The sequence below is a fragment of the Vibrio sp. JZG120 genome (assembly GCF_053890955.1).
The window spans coordinates 658,609-684,062 of sequence record NZ_JBSRRK010000004.1 but is presented as its reverse complement, the minus strand read 5'-3'; the positions used below and the strand labels follow the sequence as shown (position 1 = coordinate 684,062).

Annotated in this window: 19 protein-coding genes, 1 tRNA gene and 1 other RNA gene; 14 read left to right on the top strand and 7 right to left on the bottom strand. The window is 44.4% G+C overall.

The genetic code is table 11. From position 1 onward, the window contains the following. Positions 1–67, bottom strand: a tRNA-Tyr gene (locus ACWPOD_RS11480). A 292-nt stretch (positions 68–359) separates the two neighbouring features. Between ACWPOD_RS11480 and ACWPOD_RS11475 the strand changes: the two genes are divergently transcribed. The 3 genes from ACWPOD_RS11475 to ACWPOD_RS11465 all read left to right on the top strand — a co-directional run bounded on the left by ACWPOD_RS11475 (position 360) and on the right by ACWPOD_RS11465 (position 5,002). Beyond that, on the top strand, positions 360–1,469 hold the full coding sequence (locus ACWPOD_RS11475; RefSeq protein WP_167426769.1) for an efflux RND transporter periplasmic adaptor subunit: 1,110 nt from the start codon (positions 360–362) through the stop codon (positions 1,467–1,469). Next, on the top strand, positions 1,469–4,582 hold the full coding sequence (gene vmeF, locus ACWPOD_RS11470; protein WP_456231902.1) for a multidrug efflux RND transporter permease subunit VmeF: 3,114 nt from the start codon (positions 1,469–1,471) through the stop codon (positions 4,580–4,582). Before ACWPOD_RS11475 ends, vmeF begins: the two co-directional genes overlap by 1 nt. A gap of 222 nt (positions 4,583–4,804) precedes the next feature. Next, positions 4,805–5,002, top strand: coding sequence for a type II secretion system protein (locus ACWPOD_RS11465; protein ID WP_104974322.1), 198 nt, complete (start codon positions 4,805–4,807; stop codon positions 5,000–5,002). Between the two features lie 90 nt (positions 5,003–5,092). Here ACWPOD_RS11465 and ACWPOD_RS11460 read toward each other — a convergent pair whose 3' ends face one another. Continuing rightward, positions 5,093–5,668, bottom strand: a complete 576-nt coding sequence (locus ACWPOD_RS11460; RefSeq protein WP_085343461.1) for a porin family protein — start codon at positions 5,666–5,668, stop codon at positions 5,093–5,095. Positions 5,669–5,881: 213 nt separating this feature from the next. Here ACWPOD_RS11460 and ACWPOD_RS11455 point away from each other — a divergent pair, with 213 nt between their 5' ends. Then, positions 5,882–6,199, top strand: a complete 318-nt coding sequence (locus ACWPOD_RS11455) for a DUF1244 domain-containing protein (protein ID WP_005390574.1) — start codon at positions 5,882–5,884, stop codon at positions 6,197–6,199. A gap of 63 nt (positions 6,200–6,262) precedes the next feature. On the opposite strand, the gene ACWPOD_RS11450 is transcribed toward ACWPOD_RS11455, so the two are convergent. After that, positions 6,263–7,357: a PLP-dependent cysteine synthase family protein gene (locus ACWPOD_RS11450; RefSeq protein WP_005390576.1), complete on the bottom strand. Its 1,095-nt coding sequence runs from the start codon at positions 7,355–7,357 to the stop codon at positions 6,263–6,265. 138 nt (positions 7,358–7,495) lie between these two features. Here ACWPOD_RS11450 and ACWPOD_RS11445 point away from each other — a divergent pair, with 138 nt between their 5' ends. Further along, the gene (locus tag ACWPOD_RS11445) at positions 7,496–7,960 is read left to right on the top strand and encodes an Lrp/AsnC family transcriptional regulator (RefSeq protein WP_005390577.1); all 465 of its coding nucleotides are present in this window, start codon (positions 7,496–7,498) and stop codon (positions 7,958–7,960) included. 461 nt (positions 7,961–8,421) lie between these two features. Further along, positions 8,422–11,463, top strand: a complete 3,042-nt coding sequence (locus ACWPOD_RS11440; protein ID WP_456231901.1) for a cadherin repeat domain-containing protein — start codon at positions 8,422–8,424, stop codon at positions 11,461–11,463. A gap of 64 nt (positions 11,464–11,527) precedes the next feature. On the opposite strand, the gene tesB is transcribed toward ACWPOD_RS11440, so the two are convergent. Then, on the bottom strand, positions 11,528–12,388 hold the full coding sequence (gene tesB, locus ACWPOD_RS11435) for an acyl-CoA thioesterase II (RefSeq protein WP_005390581.1): 861 nt from the start codon (positions 12,386–12,388) through the stop codon (positions 11,528–11,530). 240 nt (positions 12,389–12,628) lie between these two features. Between tesB and ACWPOD_RS11430 the strand changes: the two genes are divergently transcribed. After that, entirely contained in the window at positions 12,629–13,063 is a 435-nt protein-coding gene (locus ACWPOD_RS11430) for a YbaY family lipoprotein (protein WP_012842007.1), read from the top strand. A gap of 30 nt (positions 13,064–13,093) precedes the next feature. Here the strand turns inward: ACWPOD_RS11430 and ACWPOD_RS11425 are convergent, their stop codons facing one another. Continuing rightward, positions 13,094–13,396 (bottom strand): DNA base-flipping protein, encoded by a 303-nt coding sequence (locus ACWPOD_RS11425; RefSeq protein WP_005390592.1) that lies wholly within the window; start codon positions 13,394–13,396, stop codon positions 13,094–13,096. 257 nt (positions 13,397–13,653) lie between these two features. On the opposite strand from ACWPOD_RS11425, the gene ACWPOD_RS11420 reads away from it, so the two are divergent. From ACWPOD_RS11420 to udp, 7 genes are all read left to right on the top strand, one after another. Next, entirely contained in the window at positions 13,654–14,397 is a 744-nt protein-coding gene (locus tag ACWPOD_RS11420) for a VP0952 family biofilm-associated protein (protein ID WP_046874702.1), read from the top strand. 152 nt (positions 14,398–14,549) lie between these two features. After that, entirely contained in the window at positions 14,550–16,553 is a 2,004-nt protein-coding gene (locus tag ACWPOD_RS11415) for a GGDEF domain-containing protein (RefSeq protein ID WP_167426763.1), read from the top strand. A gap of 137 nt (positions 16,554–16,690) precedes the next feature. Beyond that, positions 16,691–16,787, top strand: an RNA gene (gene ffs / locus ACWPOD_RS11410) — signal recognition particle sRNA small type. 208 nt (positions 16,788–16,995) lie between these two features. Continuing rightward, positions 16,996–17,730 carry an RNA methyltransferase gene (locus tag ACWPOD_RS11405; RefSeq protein ID WP_167426762.1) on the top strand — a complete coding sequence of 245 codons (735 nt, stop codon included), beginning with the start codon at positions 16,996–16,998 and terminating at the stop codon, positions 17,728–17,730. Positions 17,731–17,978: 248 nt separating this feature from the next. Further along, the gene (locus tag ACWPOD_RS11400) at positions 17,979–18,398 is read left to right on the top strand and encodes a CBS domain-containing protein (protein ID WP_005390603.1); all 420 of its coding nucleotides are present in this window, start codon (positions 17,979–17,981) and stop codon (positions 18,396–18,398) included. A 179-nt stretch (positions 18,399–18,577) separates the two neighbouring features. Next, complete coding sequence (locus ACWPOD_RS11395) at positions 18,578–20,884, top strand: zinc/cadmium/mercury/lead-transporting ATPase (protein WP_301575064.1); 2,307 nt, start codon at positions 18,578–18,580, stop codon at positions 20,882–20,884. 305 nt (positions 20,885–21,189) lie between these two features. After that, on the top strand, positions 21,190–21,948 hold the full coding sequence (gene udp / locus ACWPOD_RS11390) for a uridine phosphorylase (RefSeq protein WP_012842006.1): 759 nt from the start codon (positions 21,190–21,192) through the stop codon (positions 21,946–21,948). Positions 21,949–22,103: 155 nt separating this feature from the next. Here udp and ACWPOD_RS11385 read toward each other — a convergent pair whose 3' ends face one another. Together ACWPOD_RS11385 and ACWPOD_RS11380 are read right to left on the bottom strand one after the other, a co-directional pair. Beyond that, positions 22,104–23,264 carry a DUF1887 family protein gene (locus tag ACWPOD_RS11385; RefSeq protein WP_005390608.1) on the bottom strand — a complete coding sequence of 387 codons (1,161 nt, stop codon included), beginning with the start codon at positions 23,262–23,264 and terminating at the stop codon, positions 22,104–22,106. Between the two features lie 163 nt (positions 23,265–23,427). Next, positions 23,428–25,419: a methyl-accepting chemotaxis protein gene (locus tag ACWPOD_RS11380; protein ID WP_456231900.1), complete on the bottom strand. Its 1,992-nt coding sequence runs from the start codon at positions 25,417–25,419 to the stop codon at positions 23,428–23,430. Between the last annotated feature and the right edge of the window lie 35 nt (positions 25,420–25,454).

Here is a 25,454-nt window from a genome sequence, read left to right as displayed (position 1 = left end):
GGACGGATTCGAACCATCGAAGGCAGTGCCGGCAGATTTACAGTCTGCTCCCTTTGGCCACTCGGGAACCCCTCCAGAGGATTTTTATACTTAGCAAGATGTTTTCCCAACTCATCTCCCAAGTGCGGAGCGAATCATAGCAAACTCGCTCAGGCTGTAAAGCGTTTTTCTTGCGTTTTTACGTTGAATGCTGTCTTTTTGGGCAAAGATGGTAGAAAGTCAGCGTTTTGTGTGTCCTTTGAACAGAAGAGAAACGCTCTTTTTACTTGAATTTACACTACTTGACGTTAAACCACGTATCTACTGATAAAATGTAAGCAGTTTAATGACATAAGTTTATTCGTTTAGAAGTCAATATCATGAGCATGAAAGCCACGTTATCGTTATCTGTTTTAACGCTTTCTATATTAATGAGTTCTCCATCAGCTTTCGCAGCTATGCGAGGCTCAGCAGTTACCGTCGTAACTGAACAAGTAGAAACGCACGAGATCAATCAATCCTTATCGCTTATCGGTAAATTAGAAGCGGCGGAGTCTGTGGTTGTTGCATCGGAAGTCGCCGGCAAAGTGAATCAAATCGCTGTTAAAGCGAATCAAAATGTCCAACAAGGTCAGCTGTTAATCAAGTTGGATGATGATAAGGCTCAAGCCGCTTTGATTGAGGCAAAGGCGTACCTTAAAGATGAACAACGTAAGCTAAAAGAGTTTCAACGTTTGGTTAAGCGAAATGCTATCACCCAAACTGAGATCGACGCACAAAAAGCAAGTGTTGAAATCGCACAAGCAAGGCTGGACGCCGCTCAAGCAAATTTGGCCGATCTTCATATTACGGCTCCATTCTCTGGCACTGTTGGTTTCATCGATTTTAGTCGCGGTAAAATGGTTAGCGCGGGTACAGAGCTGTTGACCTTGGATGACCTTTCCGTCATGGAGCTGGACTTACAAGTACCGGAGCGCTATTTATCAATGCTTTCTATTGGTATGGAAGTCATTGCCAAAACCAGTGCATGGGGTGAACAGATGTTTACTGGTCAAGTCACAGGTATTGATACGCGAATCAGCGCAGAAACGCTGAACCTGCGTGTACGTATTGAGTTTGAGAACCCTGAAAACCTCTTAAAGCCGGGCATGTTAATGAATGCATCATTGGCCTTCCCTGCGATTGAAGCGCCAATTATCCCGGTTCAAGCACTAGAATACTCTGGCACCAAGCGTTACGTATACGTCATCGATGGCAACAATAAAGCGACTCGACAAGAAGTCATTCTCGGTGCTCGTGTCGATAACGAAGTCGTTATTGAGTCAGGCGTTGAAGTTGGCGACAAAATTGTTGTACAGGGCATCGTTAATATGCGAGATGGTGTTGAAGTTAAGGAAATTGTCGCACCAGGAAAGGCAGAAACAGCTAACGCAACTGGTAATCAAGGTGTTCAAAGCACGCAAGACGAAGCGGCTAAGGAAGCAAACTAATGTTACTTTCTGACGTTTCTGTAAAACGCCCAGTCGCAGCGTTGGTATTGAGTATGCTGCTGTGTGTATTTGGTTTTGTATCCTTTACGAAACTAGCGGTGCGAGAAATGCCGGACATTGAAAGTCCGGTCGTTTCCATTAGTACGCGTTATGAGGGCGCTTCCGCGACGATCATCGAGAGTCAAATTACTTCTGTATTAGAAGATCAGCTTTCAGGCATCAGCGGAATAGATGAGATCAGTTCGACGACGCGAAACAGCAGTTCGCGTATCACGATCACTTTTGAGCTAGGTTACGATCTCAATACGGGTGTTAGTGATGTTCGCGACGCGGTGGCTCGCGCTCAACGTTCGCTACCTGATGAAGCGGACGATCCAATTGTCTACAAGAATAACGGTTCAGGTCAGGCCTCCCTATATATAAACCTCAGCTCTGCAGAGATGGACCGCACTCAATTGACGGATTATGCCGAACGTGTATTGATGGATCGCTTTAGCTTGATCTCTGGGGTGAGCTCCATTGATCTTTCTGGTGGTTTGTACAAAGTGATGTACGTGAAGCTTAAGCCAGAGCTGATGGCGGGGCGCTCAGTCACGGCTTCGGACATTACATCGGCACTGCGAAGTGAAAACTTAGAAAGTCCGGGTGGTGAAGTTCGTAATGATTCGACAGTCATGTCGGTACGGACAGCGCGTAGCTATAACACGCCGGAAGATTTTCAGTACCTCGTGATTAAAAGGGCAAGCGACAATACGCCTATCTATTTGAAAGATGTCGCTGATGTTTTTATCGGTGCAGAGAACGAAAACTCGACCTTTAAAAGCGATGGCGTCGTCAATGTTAGTTTGGGGGTTGTTCCTCAGTCTGATGCGAACCCGTTAGAAGTAGCAAAATTAGTTCGAGCTGAAGTTGATAATATCCAGAAGTTCTTGCCGGAAGGAACGCGGCTTGCTATCGACTACGATGCGACGGTGTTTATCGAGCGTTCGATAGAAGAGGTATATAGCACGCTGTTTATTACGGGCGGTTTGGTTATTTTGGTGTTGTACATCTTCATTGGTCAAGCTCGTGCAACCTTGATCCCAGCTGTTACGGTTCCGGTATCGCTGATTTCCTCATTCATTGCCGCTTATTACTTTGGCTTTTCTATCAACTTAATCACCTTGATGGCGTTGATCCTGTCTATCGGCTTGGTAGTGGATGACGCGATTGTGGTTGTTGAAAACATCTTCCACCATATCGAACGTGGTGAATCGCCTTTGCTTGCGGCCTATAAAGGCACGCGGGAAGTAGGCTTTGCCGTTATCGCGACAACGCTAGTGCTGGTGATGGTATTCCTGCCGATTTCTTTTATGGATGGCATGGTAGGTCTGCTATTTACTGAGTTTTCTGTCTTGTTGGCGATGTCAGTAATTTTCTCGTCTTTGATCGCCCTAACATTAACTCCTGTATTGGGTAGTCAGATTTTGAAGGCGAATGTAAAACCAAATCGATTTAATCAAGTGGTCGATCGCCTATTTAGTAAACTTGAGAGTGGTTACCGCTCATTATTGAAAGGCGCATTGAAAATGCGTTGGGCTGCACCGCTGGTGATTTTGGCGTGTTTGGGCGGCAGTTACTTCTTGATGAACCAAGTGCCAGCCCAGTTGACCCCTCAAGAAGATCGCGGCGTGATGTTTGCGTTTGTACGCGGGGCTGATGCTACGTCATACAATCGTATGTCAGCCAATATGGACATTGTTGAAGACCGATTGATGCCATTACTTGGGCAAGGGTATCTGAAGTCGTTTAGTATTCAAACGCCTGCATTTGGTGGACAGGCAGGCGATCAAACCGGCTTTGTTATCATGATTCTAGAAGACTGGAACGAGCGAGATGTAACAGCTCAGGAAGCGCTTAACAAAGTGCGTGGCGCACTGGCTGGCATACCTGATGTTCGAGTGTTCCCATTTATGCCTGGTTTCCAAGGTGGTTCGAGTGAGCCTGTTCAGTTTGTATTAGGTGGCTCTGATTACGATGAACTTCTCGTCTGGGCTGAAATGTTGAAAAGCAAAGCAGAAGAATCGCCAATGATGGAAGGCGCTGAGATCGATTACTCAGAGAAAACGCCAGAGCTATTGGTTACGGTCGACAGACAGCGTGCCGCAGAACTAGGGGTCAGTGTCAAAGACATCTCTGATACGCTAGAAATCATGCTTGGTGGTAAAAGTGAGACGACTTATGTTGAGCGTGGCGAAGAGTATGATGTGTATCTTCGTGGTGATGAAAACAGCTTTAATAATGCTGCGGATTTAAGCCAGATTTATCTGCGAACCAATAGTGGGCAGTTAGTGACGTTAGACGCGGTCACTAAAATTGAAGAAGTGGCAGCTTCTATTCGTCTATCTCACTACAACAAACAGAAATCCATCACTATTACGGCTAATCTGTCAGAAGGCTACACATTAGGAGACGCGCTGAATTACCTTGATCAACAAGCGATAGACAACTTACCAGGTGACATCTCGGTGAGTTATTCTGGCGAGTCAAAAGACTTTAAAGAGAACCAAGCGAGTGTTGCTGTCGTGTTTGCGTTGGCATTGCTTGTGGCGTATCTCGTGTTAGCGGCTCAGTTTGAAAGCTTCGTGAACCCGTTAGTGGTGATGTTTACGGTGCCGATGGGCGTATTTGGTGGCTTCCTTGGCTTGGTTGTGATGGGGCAAGGCATGAACATTTACAGCCAGATTGGCATGATCATGTTGATCGGCATGGTGACGAAAAACGGCATTTTGATTGTTGAGTTTGCCAACCAGTTGCGAGACCGCGGTGTTGAATTCGAAAAAGCGGTTATTGATGCAGCTGCGCGACGTCTACGCCCGATCTTGATGACAGCATTTACCACGCTTGCTGGTGCTATCCCGTTGATTGTATCGACAGGGGCAGGTTATGAGAGCCGTATTGCCGTGGGTACCGTGATCTTTTTCGGGATGGGATTTGCGACATTGGTGACCTTGTTTGTCATCCCGGCTATGTACCGATTGATTTCGGCGAAAACACAGGCGCCAGGTCATGTAGAAGCAGAATTGAACAAAGCACTCAGCCACGATACAAAAGGCCGTATTGCTCATCCTTAGCCGCTGTACGTAAAGCTTTGATTGAAAACACCGAACAACTTTTGTTCGGTGTTTTTTTATATTGAGAGTGATTACTTATAGATCTAATGATTATTTTTGTTTATTATTTCGCCACTTCTTCGAGGGGCACAGGACTCGCTCATCGTATTGACTGAATGTCGGGTCTTGTTAGGTGTCATGCCGGGAAAGCAGCATATACCTATTATTATTTGAGGTGTTCTCTTGAAAAAAGTACGTGGTAGTTACATGGTAGAAATGGTTTTAGTTGCGGGTGTTATGGCGTTGTTAGCGACCACTGCACTTCCGACGTTAACGAGTGCACTAAAAGATCGTCAAGATGGCATTTTACACTCTCTCGATGCCGGTCAACCAAGTAGCCATGTGAATCAAGAGACAACAGAAAAGTTTTCCGCTCAGTAACTGATGACACACCGTAGATTGTAAAACAAGCCGAGGTAAAAACCTCGGCTTGTTTGTATTTCAATTCTGGTAACTTGGTGCTACCTAATGTTAGAAGCGTTTCCCTAAGCTAATTTGCACACCTTCGTAGCTGTCGTAAAAATCTTCAAAGCCCATATCTGCGACATTATAGATGTACTCTGCGCGCAACCAGATGTCTTTGCTCATATCCCAATGGACACCAGCACCGATATTGAATAGTGCTCCTGAATCATCGGTGACTTTTTGTTGGTTTGGAACGTACATTTCTGCCTGAGTCCCTAACGCGGTCACGCGGCCGAACAAAGAAAGTGGCGTATCGCCAAGGTTATCACTGGTCAATACAGCTGACATACCCGCTTGGTAATAGTGCAAATCCAAATCTGTTTTCAGTTTGTCGTTCTTAAGTTCGTTTTGGGAATAGCGAAGCACACCTTCAAACGCAAGGTATTGATTAACATGATAGCCCCAACCAACAGTGATATGTGGTGTGGACCACTCATTGTCTCTGTCTGAGCCAAAATAGGGCGTATCAAAACCGACGTTACCAGTACCCAGATAAAAATAAGATTGATGAGTTTGTTCTTGAGCAGCAAAAGTCGGCACACTGATGGTCAAGGCAGACAATAATAGAATGGCGTTTTTCATAACTTGACGATAACCTTTGTAAAAGACCGTTGTAATGAGTTGTGTTAATATTAATTTAATCAATAAGATAGATGGCGTTTATCATATCAGCTTTTACGCAAAGGTAGTCATTTAGACTGGGAATTGTTGCGCTAAAGCAGACTTCCTAGGCTGGAGAACTTACTATTCGGTATGGTGACTAACGTCAATCAAATAAGAGAGAAGGAAAGGAAAGTGGCTGAATTCAAATATAAAAATCTGACTCAAGAAGAACAAGATAAGTTAGACGCGGCGACATTTCGTCGTTTATTGGCGCATTTAGACGCGAATAAAGACGTGCAGAACATCGACCTCATGATTCTTGCGGGCTTCTGTCGCAACTGCTTTAGCAAATGGTACAAAGCTGAAGCGGAAAATCTCGGTGTGGATTTAGATATTGATGACGCTCGCGAACGTGTTTACGGCATGACTTACGATGAATGGAAACAAAATCATCAGCCAGCGGCAACGCCAGAACAATTGGCGGCGTTTGAAGCGCGTCAGAAAAAGTAATACTCATTTCCAAAAAAACAGCCCGCACATCAGCGGGCTGTTTTTTACATTCGAATTTACATATTAAGCGGTAATTGGACCGCAACATGCAGGTTCGACACAGCCTTTCGCTTGAATGACTTCAAGTTGCGCGAGGTAAGGTTGAATATCACCGATGTTCTCTTTTACCCATGCTAAGTCGTAATACGTATCTAAGTAACGCTCACCAGAGTCACATAAAAGTGTCACGATAGAGCCTGTTTCACCGCGTTGTTTCATTTCGCAGGCCAGTTGAAGCACACCGTAGAGGTTCGTCCCCGTTGATGCACCGACTTTACGCCCAATGAGTTGAGAAACCCAATGTGCAGTTGCCACACTGGCAGCGTCTGGAATTTTGCGCATCTCGTCAATAACACCTGCAATAAAGCTTGGCTCGACACGTGGTCGACCGATGCCTTCAATTTTGCTGCCGGTCTCACCTTTTAATGAGTGATTACCTGACTGGAAAGCGTCGTAAAACACCGAGTTTTCAGGGTCTACGACACAAAGTTTGGTGTCGTATTTTTGGTAACGAATAAAACGGCCAATGGTTGCAGACGTGCCACCAGTTCCTGGGCTCATTACTACCCAATTAGGAATTGGGTGATCTTCTAGTTCCATTTGGCTAAAGATAGAGTTCGCAATGTTGTTGTTGCCGCGCCAGTCAGTCGCACGTTCAGCATAAGTAAACTGATCCATGTAGTGGCCATTTAACTCTTGAGCCAAACGTCGAGACTCGTCATAAATCTGATCTGAGCGCTCTACAAGATGCGCTTTACCACCGTAAAACTCAATTTGTTCAATCTTTTTACGTGCGGTGGTTTTCGGCATAACAGCAATGAACGGTAAGCCAAGCAAGCGAGCAAAATACGCTTCTGAAACGGCAGTGCTGCCTGAGGACGCTTCAATCACTGTGGTTTCAGGACCAATCCATCCGTTACAAATCGCATAAAGAAACAACGAGCGTGCCAATCGGTGTTTCAGAGAGCCTGTTGGGTGCGTGCTCTCATCTTTTAGGTAGATATCGATACCATCAAGAGAAGGCAGTTCGAGTTTAAATAAATGAGTATCAGCAGAACGTTGAAAGTCTGCTTCAATTTTACGCACTGCATTGTTGATCCAGTTGTGGTCAGTACACATGGCGTCTCTCCTTGGAAATCGATAGATAAGCATTGGATGGGAATAATTTACCTATAATATGAGAGAAAAACTTTGCTATAGTTGCTGGTAATGACTATTTTGATAGAAAAGTTTTCTACACTTTGTGGGTTTTATAGGATGAGTTTGGATCGAGTCGATAAGCAGCTGCTTGCGTTGTTACAAACCGACAGCACCTTGTCATTAAATGAGTTAGCAGAGCAGGTTAATCTGACAACAACGCCATGTTGGAAGCGTTTGAAAAGGTTGGAAGAAGAAGGCTACATCGAAAAGCGCGTGGCGTTACTGAGTGCAGAAAAACTCGACCTGTCTTTTATCGCTTTTGTTCAGCTAAAAACCATCGATCACTCTGAAGATTGGTATCACCACTTTGTCACAACAGTGAGTGATTTCCCTGAGGTGATGGAGTTTTATCGCATGGCCGGCGAGTATGACTACATGATGAAAGTGCTAGTCAAAGATATGAAGTGTTTTGACGAGTTTTATAAGCGCTTAGTTAATAGTGTAAAGGGACTGTCTAATGTGACTTCAACATTTGCTATGGAATCCATTAAATATACGACTGAGTTACCACTTCTCAACTAAATAGCTTTATACGAATTTTATTTAATGGTTACTCTATCTGTTAGCATTTTAAATGTTAACAGGTAGCAGGGTTATTCTAACTAAGTTACTTTTTACTGGGTTGGAATAAATATAAACGATATTTATTCTCTCTTCTATTTCCGCATTAACTGTTTGTTTTTTATCCTCCACCAAGCGCTAATACAGCAAAATGCATGAAAAAATAACGCAATTTTTTCTCTTTATTTTTCGTGTTTTATTTTTGTTGAATATTCATTCTTACTAAATTAATTAATTGGTTTAATTTAAACGTTTGCTTTGTGTTGTTTTGTGTATTTTAGTCACCACTTCTGAACATTTATTTTTATGCGTAATACAGTAGCAAATACTTAAGTAATAAAGTACTCAAAAATGGATGTAGTGATTAATAAAACATCGTATTATTATCGCTAGCACTTATTTGTGACAAAGTGTTTCTAAAAATGAACAGAAAATATTATTTGCTTTTTCTTGCGGCTTTACTCGCTGGTTGTGGTGGTGGAGGTGACTCTAAAACGAACAATACAAAGACACCAACTACGATAACAAAGCAGAGTCGTCCACAGTTAAAAGCTGAAGACACGGTATTGAAGTTTGAGGGCGTGGGAACCGTTACAGAGGCAAAATTGAGCAATGTACATGGCTCGGTGTCTTATCAAGTCATTGACTCTAATCCGCTAAATGTTGTGAAAATTAATGACTCTGGAATGCTACAAATTTTGCGTCCAGGAACGGCAACAATTCTGGCTACGGATAACAGTTCTGCTTATGAATCCTCTGAAGCACGATTTTCTATCACTGTGGAACGAGGTATTAACACAGACCTTTCGGTTAGTGATCTAAACTTCAATGCAATCGAATCTGAAGGGAAAGCGCTGACCGTTCGTGGCCAAAAAGGTGAATTGAGTTATGAAGTAGAAAGTGGTCATAACTTGATTCGGGTTGATCAGAACGGTTCGGTATATTCATTAGGCTCAATTGGTCAGGCGTCGGTACTGATTACTGACTCAGGTAACGAGCTTTATCTGCCGAAGCAAGTTCGCGCGACGGTGAAGCTTCATGGAGTAGCATCCGGGCAACTTCAATTCGCCTTGCTGGAAGACGAATATAGAGAAGGGCTGACGTTAGAACCTGCACGTTTAGATAAAGCTCAAACGCAAAGCATCACATACAAAATCATTCGCAGCGAACCAGACAACAAAGTTGCCGAGTTACTCAACTCGGAGTCAGGTGTGCTCCTTGTTCATAATGTTGGGCAGTTAACCGTTGAAGCGACAGCAACTTACAGCGATGCTTTTTTAGATAAGCAGCAAACGGCGCAATTTGTTGTGGATGTAAAACAAGGTCAACGCGAAGCAATCAGCGTAGCGGATGTTGTGAAAACTTATGAGGAAGGTGGCCGAATTTTCCCTAAGGTGACGAACGCTCGCGGCGACTATTCACTGCGAATTATTAGCGGCACAGATGTTATCGCTAAATCTATGAGCAGTGAAGCACTGCTGATCAAAGGTGTAGGTACGGCTGAAGTTGAAATCTACGAGCATGAAATGCGTAATTATCCTGCAAGCAAAGCTCGCTTCAATGTTGAAGTTAATCGCGCGCCTCATCCAGTGATGAACGACATTGAAATGTCGCTTATTTATCAGCCTAGCCTCTCAATTCCTTTGGCATTTTCAGGACAAAAAGGCAACGTAAGCCTAGTCGGTAGTTTACCGGACGGTTTAAGAATGACCGATGGCAAATTAGAAGTAGAGACGGCTGGTGAATATAGTCTTAAGTTTGAAGATGATGGTGGGGATTTATATCAACCAATTCAGTTTAATGTAGTCATCAAAGTAGCGAAAGCTGCGGGACAAGCCATGGTGACACAAGATTATGAAATGGTGTATAGCAAAGACTATAGCTTTGATCTTCGTCGTGACTTTGGTTTAAGTACAAGTAACGATCATGTAGAACTCGTTGATAACACTGCTACAGATGTTATAGAGGTTACTGCGGATGGACGTGCCTATGTTTACAAAGCGGGTAAAGCGACGTTAACAGTTCGCAGACAGGAGAGCGCGAATTATACTGCGGGTCCAGATCAGAAAGTGTACGTTAATATTCTGAGTGCGCCGAGTCGGATTGATGTGCAATCCGATGTGGAAGATACTTGGAAAACCAGCCAGCCTTATGTTCAAAAACCGACCATCTCTGGTACGGTTGGCGAAGTTTCGTATCGATTTGCAGAAAATGCAGCAACGGATGTGGTTTCCCTAGACAGCAAAACGGGCGAGATGCGCATCCTCAATGCTGGCAGCACAAGAGTTGTTGTATCGGATGCAGGGGACGATAAATTTACTCCGGGTGAAAGCAGTTTCTCTGTAACGATCAAACAGGGCACAAACCCTGTATCGATTGCTTATCCAACGGTAGACTTTTCAGCGGGTACTATTATCTCACCAGTGATGAGTGGAGGAGAGGCGAAAGCCAGCTATCGTCTTATTAACCAAAAAGATCCTGTGGTTGAGTTAGTCTCTTCTGAAACGGGGCGTTTGAAGATTTTGCACGCAGGCGAGTACCAATTAGAAGTGACGCTAACTGCACGTAACTATACAACTAAAACCGTATTGGTTAACGGCACCATTAATAAAGCGGATCATCCCGGTCTTACCACGAAACTTCAAACCGTTGAGTTTACGCCTTTCAAGGCAATTGACTTAGATTTCGGTAGAACGGTCGGTACTCGCACTTACTCATTTGGCGATACTGTGAGCAAAGATCTTGCCACGTTAGACAATGCGAATGCAGAGTTGACGCTAACCAATTACTCTCAATACCATTCTATTGCTCTAGATATCTCTGAGAGTGAATCGCGAGATTACAAAGCGTTACCAAGAACAAAAGTCACGGTTAGTGTCGATTTGGCAGAATCGGGTGTTGCAGATAAATACACACAACTTAATAGCGAACAAACCGTTATTGTGAGCACGCTTAGTGCCCCACAGTTTGCCAATTTAGAAGAGAGTGAATTTGGTATCTTGGGTTCGCGTTCGGTACGTGAACCGACGGATGACGAGTTGCAAAAACACGGTAAAGGTAAGGTTGTGCTATTTATGTTTAAGCCAGTTGGTAGCGATGACCGAAGACAAGAAAAGGCAGCGTGGGTGCATGTTGCTCGATTCGATGGATGTACATCAGAGCTATTTGCTGATGACCTTAAGCCTTTTAATGCAATTGGTTATGATGATCCAGGGTATTGCACCAGCGGTAGCACTATCCGTATGACTCGGTTCTTAGTGATTGATGATTCTAATTTGGAAGACATAGAGTATGAGTCGGCAGCACCAATCATTACTTACCGTCGTGGGGTGCGTGAATTTTTAGCAACGGATAAAGGTGGATTCTATGCTGACCCAAATGTCGTTTACGGGAAAAGCGAATACGGCTACCCGAAATCACTTTACGAATGGTCGGTCATTACTATGAAGTATCAACCAAATTAATTATCGTTTGATACCCACAAAAAAGGAGTGCTGAGCACTCCTTTTGTCGTTTAAGATTTAGCGGTTACTTGGTATAGCGCATTACACCTTCTTGCACTGCGGTTGCCACTAAATGACCTTGCTGGTTATAGATTTCGCCACGCACTAACCCACGAGTATTGCTCGCTGTTGGGCTTTCTATCGCGTACAACAACCATTCATCCATTTTGAACGGACGGTGGAACCAGATTGAATGGTCAATGGTGGCAACTTGGAAGTTTGGCGTCATTAATGACACTTCATGTGGGTGCATTGCTGTCACGAGGAATCCCCAATCTGATGCGTAGGCCAACAGGTACTGATGTATAAGCAGGTTCTCTGGCATTTCACCATTGGCACGAATCCAAAGATACTGTTTAGGCTCTGCTTTTTTGGGTTTTAGAGGGTTGATGACCGTAACAGGACGGGTTTCAATTGGCTTTTCACCACAAAATGTTTTGCGTAGTCGCTCTGGCAGGAATTCGGCTATATGGCTAGCAAGCTCACTCTCAGAGGCGAAGTTTTCTGGGCCAGGAATGTCTGGCATTTCCTTTTGATGATCAAACCCAGGTTGATCGCCATGGTAAGACGCCGTTAGGTAGAAAATAGGGCGTCCATTTTGAATCGCCTTAACGCGTCTGGTGCTGAAGCTGCGGCCATCCCTTAGGTTTTCTACATCATAAATAATGGGTTTTTCTGGATCACCAGGGTACAAAAAATAACTATGGAAGGAGTGCACCGCGCGTGTTTCTTCAACGGTGTAGCGCGCAGCAGAAAGCGCTTGCCCAATCACTTGGCCACCATACACTTGAGGCAAACCTAGGTTTTCACTTTGGCCACGAAACAAGCCTTCTTCTAATTTTTCGAGTTGTAGTAGGCTGAGCAATTCTCGTAATGGTTTACTCATTGTGTCTCCTCACCGTTGTCTTTCACTCCAACTTACCTCAACAGTCTCACTCTTGTGAAGTGCCATAGTTAAGAACTATTGAGTAACTTAGAAATAGTATTGTTCCGATTATGAAACAAAATCAATTGTTTGATAAATTCTAACTCAGTCAAACTATTGTCAAATAAACTGGCAGGAAGCAGACTGTTTTATATTCCACACCTATAATTGCTCCGGTTTAATACTCTTTTCGAGGAAGATATGAAAAAAACACTACTGCTTGTTACTTCTTTACTCTTTGGGGCTGCGTTAGTGGGTTGCCAAACTTCTCAAAATACAGAAATGGAATCTGCAGAGGCGTCAATGAAGACGATTACAGGTACAGTGGCTTACCGTGAGCGTATTGCTCTGCCGCCAAACGCAGTGGTTACCGTTGCGTTAGAAGATGTGTCTTTGGCTGATGCGCCAGCAAAAGTACTAGCAAAGCAGACATTCGAAACGGAAGGTAAACAAGTTCCTCTTTCTTTTGAGCTGAACTACGATAACAATGAAATCAAACCAAACCATCGTTATAGCGTCCGTGCGCGTATTGAAGTGGATGGTAAATTGCGTTTTATCAGCGATACACATAACGGTGTAATTACAGATGAAGCACAAACTCACCAGTTGGATATTCGTCTAGTTGGCACGCGTTAATATCAAACTCAGCGAACAAAAAATGGCAGCCTAAGGCTGCCATTTGTATTTTCTTAGCGAAATTTTTCCAATCTCAGATACTTCAATTCCTTCGGCTTCTAATTTCTTTGTTTGTCGTTCTAAATTACTGCCTTTTAAGGATATTTTTCCTTGACTATTTATCACTCTAAACCACGGGAGTTTGCTGTCCTCTGGCAAATTACCAAGCGCCTTACCAACATGTCTTGCGTAGCCCGGGTAACCTGCCATTTTTGCGATTTCCCCGTAGGTGGAGACTTTTCCTTTTGGAATTTGGTGAATTACAGCAAAGATTTGCGCTAAAAATTGGTCCATACTCAAAAGTGTCTATTGTGGATTACTAAGGAATGGTAAACCATCGGACTTGTATATTGCTAACGGTTCTTAACGTTTATATTGCCCGCGATTGACTTTTGTTGATCACATTTTCTCTTCAGTCGTGCCGTATGTTAATGAGCGTTAAAAAGCATAAAACAAACACAAGCTAAGCTTGAATCTAGACCCTCTCAACGACTTTTAATCCCAGTTTTTGCCGTTGAGTTACCAAGTAGGTGGGGAAGCCAGGAGGCGCTATGATTTTATCGACACTTCAATTTTTCATTACGACTTTACTCGCAGTGGTGTGCGTTCGAGCGATGAGTTTGAGCGAGGGAGATATTCCCGTTCTTGCACTCATGATCCCGGCGTTGTGGATCTTGCCACAAGGCGGGTTTGCAGGTTTGGTGTTGCTGGGCGCAATGATGGCTTTTGGCGCTACGCTCTCAATGCAGCCAATCGCGCTATCGATTGGTATTTTGATCCTTTTCCCACTTTTAATGGTAGTGTTCTCTCGTAGAAGTTCGTTGGGCGTTCTGCTCACCGCAGGCCTAATCGTACTTACTCTACAAGTCGGTATTATGGTCACGCAACAAGGTGGGAAGCTAGATGGCTCCGCTTGGGTTACAGTGGTTCAAACTGTCGCTGTCATGGCGATGTGGTGGTCTGCTGTACATTGGACCCCATCCAATAAGCACAGCTGGTGGCCGATGCTGTTGTTGTTCCCATTATGGATTGCTGGCTTGCCATATGCCGTTCTTGTGGCATTGAGCGTGACAGGAATGCTGGCTTCAATGGAAACCCTCGCGAAGCTTAAACACTCCATTCGTTGGAGTAAACTATTGTGCTGGACGTTACCGACCGTTGGCTTTGCTGCCTTAGTGGTGAGTCCAACTACAGATGTACCAAACCCTGTTTTTGTTGTTTGGATCTGTTTGTTAGGAACGGCTTGGATGACGGACTATATCTTACGTAGCAGCGATGAACAGGCAGAATTATGAGTATTTCGTCAGGTAAAAAGTGACACGTGCGGCAGACTATCGAATTGGTTGTGGAACAAAATGAAGATTAGTATATGTTCTTCATTTCATATTTACTAAACTTCCAATAATAATAACCACATTATAAGTGGTTGATTTAAGATAAGTTTGTCATGACTACCTTTGCTCGAACACTGTTGCTTTTTACTTGTTGCCTACTGAGTTTGAATGTAAAAGCTGAATCACCTTTAATTGCTCATTATAAAGTTGCGACAGAAGCGGATGATGTCGTCACCCGTGTTCTTTTTAATGCTGCATCGAAAGAGTTCGGCTTTACCGTTCAATATGTGAACTATTCCAGCTTTGATGCCATTCTAAATTCCGTCGCGAATGGGGAAGCGGACTTTGCTGCGAATATCACTTACACAGAAGAGCGTGCTCAACGCTTTAGTTACTCCCGTCCAACTAATATCGAATATACCTACCTTTTTGGATTAAAAGACTCGACGTTGAGTGACATTTCACGAGTTGGCGTCCCTAAAGATACGGTTTATGCCGAATTACTTAAACAATACTACCCGGAGCTAAAACAGGTCTCTTATCAAGGTCATGAGCAAGCGGTAACGTTACTGAGATCAGGCGTTGTTGAAGGCATAGTTGATGCCATCAATCAGCTTAAGCCGATGCTGCTGGAGGGCTTTGACGCTAAGATGTTGAATGATCAGATTTCGATAAAGCCAGTATCGATCATCAGTAAAAAAGATCATCATCTCGAAGAGTTGGATACGTTCGCTACGTTTATTCATGGGGAAGGAGTGCAAAAGCAACTTCGTGAAGAAATCTCCCAGTATCAATTTGAATTAAGGCGAGCGGCATTGCGAGAATCTATTCGCTTATTACCTCTCGATTTTAGTGAGCCAATACGGATCAAGCTCGAATCTATCTTTCCATATGTTGTTTACAACGAAGACGGCAGTATCGAAGGGATGACGGCAGATGTCGTCCTGAGAAGCTGTGAGATCTTGGCATTAAACTGCGTGATCATTAGTGAGCCAAATGAAAGTTGGGGCTCCATGTATCACGAGTTTATGCAGGGGAGTTTTGAAATTTTAGCGCCGTTAACGGTCAGTCGCGAGCGACATGAATTTAGTTACTTTCCCAAGCCCCATTACTCACCAGCATCCGTTATGGTCAAGCGTTTAGGTTACAAGCCGAACACTTACTCTCATGTGTCACAGTTGATCTCTGAGCGGATTGGTGTGGTTGAGGACGACTTTTTCGACCAAATGATGACACAACTTTTACCGCTAAAAGAGCTGAAACGTTATCGTACCCAACAAGAACTCATTCAGGGTTTATTGAATGAAGAGGTCGATTACATTCCGATGGATACCGCGATGCTCAACCACTTTTTACGTCTGAGCGAGTTGGTTCCGATAGAGCAGGACACGGCGATTGGTGAGTTTTACCAGTCACAACTTTCTGTTGGATTGGTGGCGAACGAGAAAGGTGCCATGCTTGCTCCTTTTTTCAGTCGAGCGATAGCGATGTTGGAAGTTGATAAGATCATTGCCCAGTACGACCTGCGCCCAGATTGGCGTACCGCGCTTGAATATGAGGTTCGGCTGGCGACGCAAACGCAGGCTGTGTTTGTCTTTGTATTGTTGTTTGCGATTTGCGTTTCGCTTTATCTTTACCGTCAATCGAATACCGACAATTTAACGGGGTTAAGAAATCGCCGCGCGTTGCAAGTAAAACATCGAAAAGGCGTAAACAAAGATCTATCCATACTTTACTTGGATATTAACCACTTCAAACGAATCAATGATACGTACGGTCACCGTGCTGGTGATGAGGTGTTGCAATTATTGGCGCTAAAAATTCATTATGTATGGTCAGGGAAAAGTTACCGCATAGGGGGAGATGAGTTCATCTTGTTGGGCTACCCGACTCAAGCAGAATTAAATAGGGCAATGAAAGAGCTCAGCAGAATTGATGTAAAAGGTAAACTGTGTAGTGAGTTAGAGTCTGTGGGCATCTCTATCGGTGTCTCTGCAAAAAGAGAACAGCACATGAGCTTAGAGCAAGCCATGCATTTAGCTGATGAAGATATGTATTCAAGTAAGCAGTCAACACGCCGCTATCCTTCTTCGCATCGTTACGTGGCTCAATCATAGAGGAATGAATTGATCGAGTTTTGTCCAAACGGTAATGAAATGACGAAATTCAAGGCTTTTACTCTTGCATTATGAGGACTGATACTGAATAATCGCCCCATCGATTGAGGCAAGTCCTCTCGAAAAGAATTATGGGGCTCTGGTCCTCTCGCAACAATAGCTCGTGAACTCGGTCAGGTCCGGAAGGAAGCAGCCGCAGCGGGTGACTTGTGTGCCGGGATGTGGCTGGGGTCCCACCCTTTAAAAGCCCTGCGTATATCGCAGGGCTTTTTTCGTTTTTGAACCCTCTTTTACTGCGTTTGCTCTTCAAAGTCTTCTGATGAATCAAGTTTCTTGAGGTTATTTAGGTATAATTTATAATCTCACGCGCTTGATACCGAACTGTCGTGAAGATTGTTTCGAGTACATTCGCCGAATAACCATTTTCACCTGGGATACTTTAATGATTTCAAAAAACCAATTAAAACTGCTTCGTGCTTTAGGTCAAAAGAAACAGCGTAAAGCGCATGGCTTATTCCTAGTTCAGGGTGAAAAGAACGTTTTAGAGCTGGCAAGTAGTTCATTAAAGGTGAAGCATGTCTTCGCAACCGAGGCATTTCTCGAACAAAACGCTAGTGCGCTATGTAGTTTTGATTGCATTGAAGCATCGCTTGACGACCTGACCAAAGCGAGCACTCTCGTGAGCAATAACGCGGCCATTGCAGTGGTTGAAATCCCGAGTGTAAAAGTGCCTCAAGCAAAAGGCTTGATGATTGCGCTAGATGGCGTATCTGACCCAGGTAATCTAGGAACGATTATTCGTGTCGCAGACTGGTATGGCATCAAGCACATTATTGCGAGTTCAGATTGTGCTGATCCGTATAATCCTAAGACGATCAGCGCGACCATGGGCAGTTTTGGCCGCGTACAAGTGAGTCTGGTGGATTTGCCAAGTTACTTAGAAGAAGCCAATTTGCCAGTTTATGGCGCGTTTCTGGAAGGGGAGAGCGTTCATAAAACGGAATTCGCTGCTGAAGGTATTTTGTTGATGGGCAGCGAGTCCCACGGCGTACGTGAAGAAGCTGCGAAGCTCGTGACAAATAAGATCACGATTCCGGCATTTGGTGGTGCTGAGTCGCTGAATGTCGCAATGGCAACCGGTATTATTTTAGACAACATGCGTCGACATCATTGTTAATGTAACTATGCGCCAATAATGAAGCCAGTCAATTTGACTGGCTTTGTTGTATTTACCACCTGTTAAAAATCAGCCTATTTGCAAGTTGTACTCAATTAAACAACAGTGAATGCCGATGATGACTTAATTTTGATTCAGATCAATAGGCTGCACCTATAAATAAAATTACTCATTTCCATTTAGTAAATTCAGGAAATTAGGCGACACTTATCTAAAGGCCGCAATAAAATGCCCTTAAGGAGATAAGAATGCATTCATTAAAAGTAAAAGATTACATGACGTTGCAAGCGGTGACCTTCACTAAAGATATGTCACTTTCGGCTGCTTTGAATAAAGTCATGCAAAGCGTCACATTAGGTGGACCCGTCATTGATGAGAATGAAAAGGTAGTTGGATTCTTATCAGAGCAAGACTTGTTAGATAAATTGGTGAAAGCGAGTTATCACTGCCAAGATACGCATACCGTTCAAGAGTGTATGCATGACGATGTTTTATCTGTTTCTCCAGACATGTCAGTGATTGAGTTGGCTGACATGATGAAGATTGGTAAGCCAAAAATGTATCCAGTGGTTGACGGCAAAGGTAAATTGGTTGGCGTTATCACTAGGCGAGATGTGCTGCGCGCCATCGGGATGACTTTAAATGAGTGTTTTAAGCATCCAGTTTAACCTTTCTGAACAAATATCATAGGTGCTTGATTTTAAATAAGTCATTTGGAAAGACGCTTCGGCGTCTTTTTTTATTTTCAATCGATGAGTTTTTAAAAAATCACCTTGACCTTGGAGCTAGCTCTAAGGTTTATCCTTAGTCATAGGCAAAGAGCCTACACCAATAAGGAAAATAAATTATGTGTACGAAACATCAAGGTTGCCAATCTAGCAAAATCAAAACTGCGGTGCCGCTTGGCGCGAGCGAGTCGTGCTGCGCACCAGTAAAATCTTCACTCAACATTTCTCAAGCTGGCGTAGAAGTGTCCGAAAGTTCATGTTGCAGCGGAGGGAGTTGTAGCGCCGACCCTGGTGAGGAAGAAGAGCCCTCAAGGGAGAGTGATTCCTCAATTCGAAACTCGTGGCTTGTGTCAGGTATGGATTGCCCTTCATGTGCGCAAAAGCTTGAGAAGGCTATTACGTCTTTGGAAGGTGTTAACCAAGCAAAAGTCTTATTTGCAACAGAAAAACTGGTTGTTGATTTTGACGATCGCGAGCTGACCTCTACGATAGAGCATACAGCCCAACAAACAGGTTTTCCGCTTTCTTCACTCGATGCTCCAAAACCAAATACTGCAACGAAGGGCTGGCGTGGGGTAGTAAAAGACAACATTCAAATTCTCTCTATTGCTAGTGCGATGGTTGTCGCGGCAATAATTTCTAAGATCGACCCTCAAATAAGTACTTGGTTATTCACGTTGACCTGTTTACTGGGTTTATACCCAATTGCGCTTAAAGCGTTCAAGTTGGCGCGTAGCGGTACGCCTTTTGCGATTGAAACGTTAATGAGTGTGGCAGCGCTCGGCGCTTTATATTTAGGTGAAACCGCTGAAGCGGCAATGGTGTTATTGCTTTTCCTTATTGGTGAAAAGTTAGAAGCATATGCATCATCCCGCGCTCGAAGTGGTGTCCAAGCGCTAATGGACTTAGTCCCAGAAAATTCAATTTTAATTGTTGATGGTGAGCGTAAAGAGGTGCCTGCAGCTCAGCTTAAGCCGGGGGATATTATAGAAGTTGCCCCCGGTGGTCGTTTGCCAGCGGATGGTGTGTTGCAAGATGCGCTTGCAAGTTTTGACGAAAGCGCGTTAACGGGAGAATCCGTTCCCGTTGAGCACCAAACGGGTGGCAAAGTGATGGCCGGGGCTGTGGTTGTCGATAAAGTCGTTCGTTTACAGGTGACCTCTCGCCAAGGCGAGAATGCGATTGACCGAATTCTCCATTTGATTGAAGAAGCAGAATCTCGTAAGGCACCATTAGAACGTTTTCTGGATAAATTCAGCCGTTGGTATACGCCGCTGATGATGTTGGTGTCCTTGATGGTTATCGTCACGCCACCACTGTTGTTTGCTCAACCATGGGAAACGTGGATTTATCGAGGACTTGCCCTGTTACTGATCGCCTGTCCTTGTGCGTTGGTTATTTCAACGCCTGCAGCGATTACTTCTGGCTTGGCGGCTGCGGCGAAGCGGGGGGCATTAATCAAAGGTGGTGCGGCGCTTGAGTTGCTTGGTAAGGTTGAGTCCGTCGCATTTGATAAAACCGGTACATTGACGCAAGGTAAACCACAGGTGACCGACGTCTTTGCTTTCGGTGTAGATGAAGACAAGTTACTTAGTCTGACAGCCTCAATCGAAGTTGGCTCAAGCCACCCTCTAGCGGTTTCTTTAGTTAATAAAGTGCAAAAGCAGGGGCTTCCTATTCCTGAAGCGCTAGATAAAACCGCACAAGTGGGCTCTGGTGTCACTGGTTACGTCGATGGGAAAATAGTCCAAGTAGTCACGCCTTCTAAGGCCGATTTCCCACTTTCTCAAGAAACCGAAGAGCGAGTGGTGACGTTGGAACAACAAGGTAAAACGGTTGTTATTGTGCGTTACGATTACGAGGTCATTGGCGTGATCGCATGGCAAGATACATTGCGCCCAGATGCCCAAGAAGCTATCGCTACGTTGAAGGAGCTTGGGATAACGTCGGTGATGCTAACCGGTGACAACCCGAGAAGTGCTGAAGCAATGGCGACCAGAATAGGCTTGGATTATAAAGCAAGCTTATTACCAGCAGATAAAGTGCATTACGTCGAGAAACTATCACAGCAACACACCGTTGCAATGGTGGGAGATGGTATTAATGATGCGCCAGCGATGAAAGCTTCGAGTATCGGTATTGCGATGGGAGGCGGTACGGATGTTGCGCTGGAAACGGCCGACGCGGCATTAACGCACAATCGTCTGATTGAGTTACCTGCCATGATAGAACTATCGCGTGCGACGTTAAGCAATATTCGTCAGAATGTTGCGTTAGCGCTTGGTTTGAAAGGCGTTTTCTTGGTGACAAGTTTACTGGGCATTACGGGTCTATGGGTGGCAGTATTAGCCGACAGCGGCGCAACTGCACTGGTTACGTTAAATGCGTTGAGATTGCTCCGTTTTGAGTCCAAGCAGGCCAAGTGACCTACCTAACTAGCTAATAAAAAGCCCGAGGCATTCGTGTCTCGGGCTTTTTTAACCGTGTCGACGAAATTCAATAAGATGTCTAGTTTGTTTTTGAAATCACGCATCGCTATGCAACAAAATGAGCCAAACTCTCTAAAAGTGTGATCATTGCTTGTTTTGGATGAAATTATAGTTTCATTACATTTTCTCATTGTGATTATGATCACTCTATGTTGGTGAAAGGTTCGCTACAGTGCATTTGTACCCAATAACTGATTAATGAGCTTATTGTTCATAAAATAAGCCACAATAAGGAGCGACTTATGTCTCAAGCTGTATTTCATTTAGGTGTTACTGAAGCTGATCTTAATGGTGCGACTCTAGCCATCATTCCTGGTGATCCAGCGCGCGTTCAAAAAATCGCAGAACAAATGGAAAACCCAGTATTTCTAGCAAGTCACCGTGAATACACGCTATACCGTGCCGAATTAGACGGTAAACCTGTTGTGGTTTGTTCTACAGGTATTGGTGGCCCTTCTACCTCTATCGCAGTTGAGGAACTCGCGCAACTTGGTGTTCGTACTTTCCTACGTGTTGGTACAACTGGCGCAATTCAACCGCATGTAAACGTAGGTGACATGATCGTAACGACGGGGTCAGTTCGCCTTGACGGTGCGAGCCTGCACTTTGCGCCAATGGAATTCCCAGCAGTTGCTGACTTTGAAGTGGCAACTGCAATGAAAGCAGCAGTTGAAGAGTCTGGCGCTGCGGTTCACATGGGTGTGACGGCTTCAAGTGATACGTTCTACCCAGGTCAAGAGCGCTACGACACGTTCTCTGGTCGCGTTGTTAAGCGTTTCCAAGGTTCTATGCAAGAATGGCAAGACATGGGCGTACTTAACTTTGAGATGGAGTCTGCAACATTGCTAACAATGTGTGCGAGCTCTGGTCTAAAAGCAGGTTGTGTAGCGGGTGTAATCATCAACCGTACACAAAAAGAGATTCCAGATCATTCAACTCTGAAAGAGACGGAAGCTCGTTCAATTAAGGTGGTAGTAGAAGCAGCGCGTAAAATGCTGTAAGCCGCGATAATTGGCATTTTAAACAAACGGAAAAACCAGAGGCAAGCCTCTGGTTTTTTTCTATCTATCTAAACCACACTTAAAAATTAGGTATGAAAAAAGCAGCCTGTAACGCTGCTTTTGATCATTTTGAATTCTAGCTTTTATCACTGATACTAGATCTCGTCCGAGCCACCTGCGTCTTTAAACCAAGCCGTTAGGTGTGTTCTTAAGTCTTTAAGCTCATCAGGGCCAATCAGAGCTAGCCCCAAATCTTCTGCACGAGTAATGTCATTGTGACGAAGCGGTCGGAAGCTCACCAGCATTGCACGTGCTTGTAAACCACCTAGCAGATCTCTGAGGGATTCTAGCTTGTACAAGGTGTCATCGCCGTCATCTCGCATGCCTTTGGTTTTACACTCAATGATGTGGAGCTTGTTGTTTACCACCGTTGCAACATCCAACTCATTGCGTACTTCACTTTCACCAAGTTTGCGATAAACCTGAACATTCAAAGAGCGATCTTGAATCGTCGGCATCGTATCTTGAATTTGCTTGACCGTGCTGTGTACCAGAGTCTCTAACCATTCACCGTTTGAAAAGCGGCGTGCATCTTCATCTGCAAACGTTAGAACGCCATTCTCATAAGTGGCGATTTGCGCTTCCACTAAGTCCGAAAGCAGCATGTTGAGCTCACGGTAGCCTTGTTGCTTTTCAGAAAGCTCCACATCAAGTTTTTGCTCTTTGCGGCATGTGGTTGCAAGGTAGTTAAGAGTCGCTAAGCCTGGACCAAGCTCAAGCGCATTTGAGGCCCAGCGTTCACCAAGTTCATACAGTTTTTTATCAAGAAGAGGAGGTAAATCAACGTGGTGGAACTCGCCGCGTGCGCCGAAGATAGTGAGGTAGTCAGCAATCGTAATGTGGTCTTCGACTTGAGTATCTTCTTTGCCATCTGGGTATAACCAGCAAAGCTTATCGCTACTTGGCTCAACCACAAAAATTGGCCAGCGATAGGTACGGAAAACCTCGTACACAGACAATAAGCGATGACGAAGACCGCAACTGGCGTTCAATTTCACATCTTCGCCGCGTTCATGGAGATCTTTTGCCAGTTTTTGAATCGCTTGTTTGATCAGCGAAGTATTGACGGCGGATGGGATTTCAAAAAATTCGGAAGTAATGTCTCGTTGCTCTAAAACGGCACTCAGTCGGTCAAATATATCTAACTGGCTCTTGTCTCCGATGAAGACGATATGTGTGCTTAGCGTACGATTATCTAATAGAGGAGTGACCAATCTCACTGGGTCTTGGTCGATAATACCAACATGAACAGCCATAGATTTTCCTTTTTATGAGGCCGCTCGAAAAGAGATGTGCAAGGGGATGAGCTGGCCATATTAATCATATGTAGACATGGCTGATAAAAAACAAGGGCGACTTAACAAAAAGTCGCCCTTATACAGTTGATTGCACTAATTAATGCTTAAATTTATAAATTATTTATAACTTAAAGCGGTGAACCAATTCATTCTGTTGATGAGCCAAGTGAGTCAGGGATTCACTGGTCTGTGCGATGCTCGACATAGCTTGGAAGCTTTCATCGGCGATACTATTGATATCTTCAATACTGCGTGCAATGTCTGCTGAGGTTTCACTTTGCTCTGCTGCCGCTTGCGAAATATGCGTACTCATTTGGCTGATTTCGATGATTAGCGCTTGAATCTCTTCCATTGAGCTGTTCGCTTTTGATGCTTGCTCAACAGACATCTCCATATCGCTCATGCAGCTTTGTATCACTTGGTTTGCTGACTGAGAGCTGGATTGCAGATTACTGATCATCGATTCAATTTCAGTGGTTGACAGAGTGGTTCTGGATGCAAGCACACGCACCTCATCGGCCACTACCGCAAAGCCGCGACCTTGCTCGCCAGCGCGAGCCGCTTCAATTGCTGCATTCAATGCCAGTAGGTTAGTTTGTTCAGCAATGTTGCGAATCACATCGAGGATAGAACCAATTTGACCACTCATTTTTTGCAATTCAGAGACAGCGGAAACGGATTCGTTCAAACGCGTTTCCAGTTGATTTATGGTCGAGATATTGCTGCTCATGACATTTCTGCCTTCTTCAGAGGCTGATTCGACACGCTGCACCATTTCTAGTGAACCTTGTGCACTTTGAGCAACTTCTTGCACTGAGTGAGACATTTCCGTCATTGCGGTCGCAACGTTTGCTGTTTGCTCGCGTTGTGAGCTTAATTTGCTTTGCGCTTGCGAAGACGTGCTTTCGTTTGTTGCTGCGGTCGAAGATAGGTTCTCTGACGCTTCGTTGAGTTTCACTAAGATCTCGTGAAGACTGTCGGCTAGTGAGTTAATGTGTCCACTCACTCGGCTGAACTCGTTGTTATAACGAATATCGATACGTTGTGTCATGTCACCTTCAGTCAGGCTTTCAAGCACTTTTAGAATACGAGTCAATGGTTCGCGAACGCTATGCGCGATGTGGTAGCCAATCGCTGTGGCAAGTAACACGACAACAACGCCAATGATGATGGCTTTCGTCACACCCGCAGAATAAATGTCACCAGCGTCTGCTAACGATTCATTAAGTTTATCCGTTGCGGTTGTCGTAAATTGCTCAAGAATCGCCATCGTTGAATCAACTTTATTCGCTAGGTTGGCGATGTTGTTGTATAGCGCTGCACGAGCATTGAGGTAATTATTGTGCTGGTCTAAGACACCTCCACGCATTCCCACATCGCGTGTGAATTGTTCTACCGACTCACCAAACGCTGTTTTTAGTTCAGGTAATTGAGTAACTAAACCACGGAAAGCATAGTTCAAATGAGTCACTGCTTTGCGGTTTTTGGTCACGGCTTGCGTAACAAACTCAGGATCAGAGCTGGCGAGGGCATCAGAGGTTATCACTTCGGCATCTTTTAGCTTAATGAAGTAACTCTTCGCCATGACTTTGACAGAAATGCTGGTTTGATCTGCCACATATTCTTTAAGGCCGACCGACAACTCGGTATTCAGCTTTTGGAAGCGACGTGACGATTTTTGCACTTTTTCCTGCGCAGCGAACATCGCTTCGTAGTTGTCCATGGCTTCAAGAGCTTCAGTAAAATAGCTCTGCTCTAACGTTTTTAATTGTGAAAACGGTTCGGCAAGAGAGGGGTAGATTTGGCTTGCAGTTTCCAGTTGAGCCAAAGTGGATTCGAAACGTTGTTGAGATCTAGCAAATTCCTGACGCATTTCATCCATGCGTTGTTTATTCTCTGTCGTCAGAAAATCTTTAAACGATTTGTCGGCAGAAAGCAGTTCAACACTGGTTTGGTTAGATAACGATACCAGTGGTAGGGATGATTTAGACACGGTGCCAAACTTCCCGTGAATATCACTCATTCCTCCCATCATAATGGCAATTGTGACGGCAAATAGGATGATGATCAGAGCAAAGCCCGCATACATCCTTTTAATAACTGAACCTCGCATAAGTGAGCTTCCTCTCCCAAAATAGACAAGCTACC

Bases quoted from the DNA above. Each gene is read 5' to 3' on its own strand.
- ACWPOD_RS11475 (WP_167426769.1), top strand. From the start codon at position 360: ATGAGCATGAAAGCCACGTTATCGTTATCTGTTTTAACGCTTTCTATA.
- vmeF (WP_456231902.1), top strand. From the start codon at position 1,469: ATGTTACTTTCTGACGTTTCTGTAAAACGCCCAGTCGCAGCGTTGGTA.
- ACWPOD_RS11460 (WP_085343461.1), bottom strand. From the start codon at position 5,668: ATGAAAAACGCCATTCTATTATTGTCTGCCTTGACCATCAGTGTGCCG.
- ACWPOD_RS11450 (WP_005390576.1), bottom strand. From the start codon at position 7,357: ATGTGTACTGACCACAACTGGATCAACAATGCAGTGCGTAAAATTGAA.
- ACWPOD_RS11445 (WP_005390577.1), top strand. From the start codon at position 7,496: ATGAGTTTGGATCGAGTCGATAAGCAGCTGCTTGCGTTGTTACAAACC.
- ACWPOD_RS11440 (WP_456231901.1), top strand. From the start codon at position 8,422: ATGAACAGAAAATATTATTTGCTTTTTCTTGCGGCTTTACTCGCTGGT.
- tesB (WP_005390581.1), bottom strand. From the start codon at position 12,388: ATGAGTAAACCATTACGAGAATTGCTCAGCCTACTACAACTCGAAAAA.
- ACWPOD_RS11430 (WP_012842007.1), top strand. From the start codon at position 12,629: ATGAAAAAAACACTACTGCTTGTTACTTCTTTACTCTTTGGGGCTGCG.
- ACWPOD_RS11425 (WP_005390592.1), bottom strand. From the start codon at position 13,396: ATGGACCAATTTTTAGCGCAAATCTTTGCTGTAATTCACCAAATTCCA.
- ACWPOD_RS11420 (WP_046874702.1), top strand. From the start codon at position 13,654: ATGATTTTATCGACACTTCAATTTTTCATTACGACTTTACTCGCAGTG.
- ACWPOD_RS11415 (WP_167426763.1), top strand. From the start codon at position 14,550: ATGACTACCTTTGCTCGAACACTGTTGCTTTTTACTTGTTGCCTACTG.
- ACWPOD_RS11405 (WP_167426762.1), top strand. From the start codon at position 16,996: ATGATTTCAAAAAACCAATTAAAACTGCTTCGTGCTTTAGGTCAAAAG.
- ACWPOD_RS11400 (WP_005390603.1), top strand. From the start codon at position 17,979: ATGCATTCATTAAAAGTAAAAGATTACATGACGTTGCAAGCGGTGACC.
- ACWPOD_RS11395 (WP_301575064.1), top strand. From the start codon at position 18,578: ATGTGTACGAAACATCAAGGTTGCCAATCTAGCAAAATCAAAACTGCG.
- udp (WP_012842006.1), top strand. From the start codon at position 21,190: ATGTCTCAAGCTGTATTTCATTTAGGTGTTACTGAAGCTGATCTTAAT.
- ACWPOD_RS11385 (WP_005390608.1), bottom strand. From the start codon at position 23,264: ATGGCTGTTCATGTTGGTATTATCGACCAAGACCCAGTGAGATTGGTC.
- ACWPOD_RS11380 (WP_456231900.1), bottom strand. From the start codon at position 25,419: ATGCGAGGTTCAGTTATTAAAAGGATGTATGCGGGCTTTGCTCTGATC.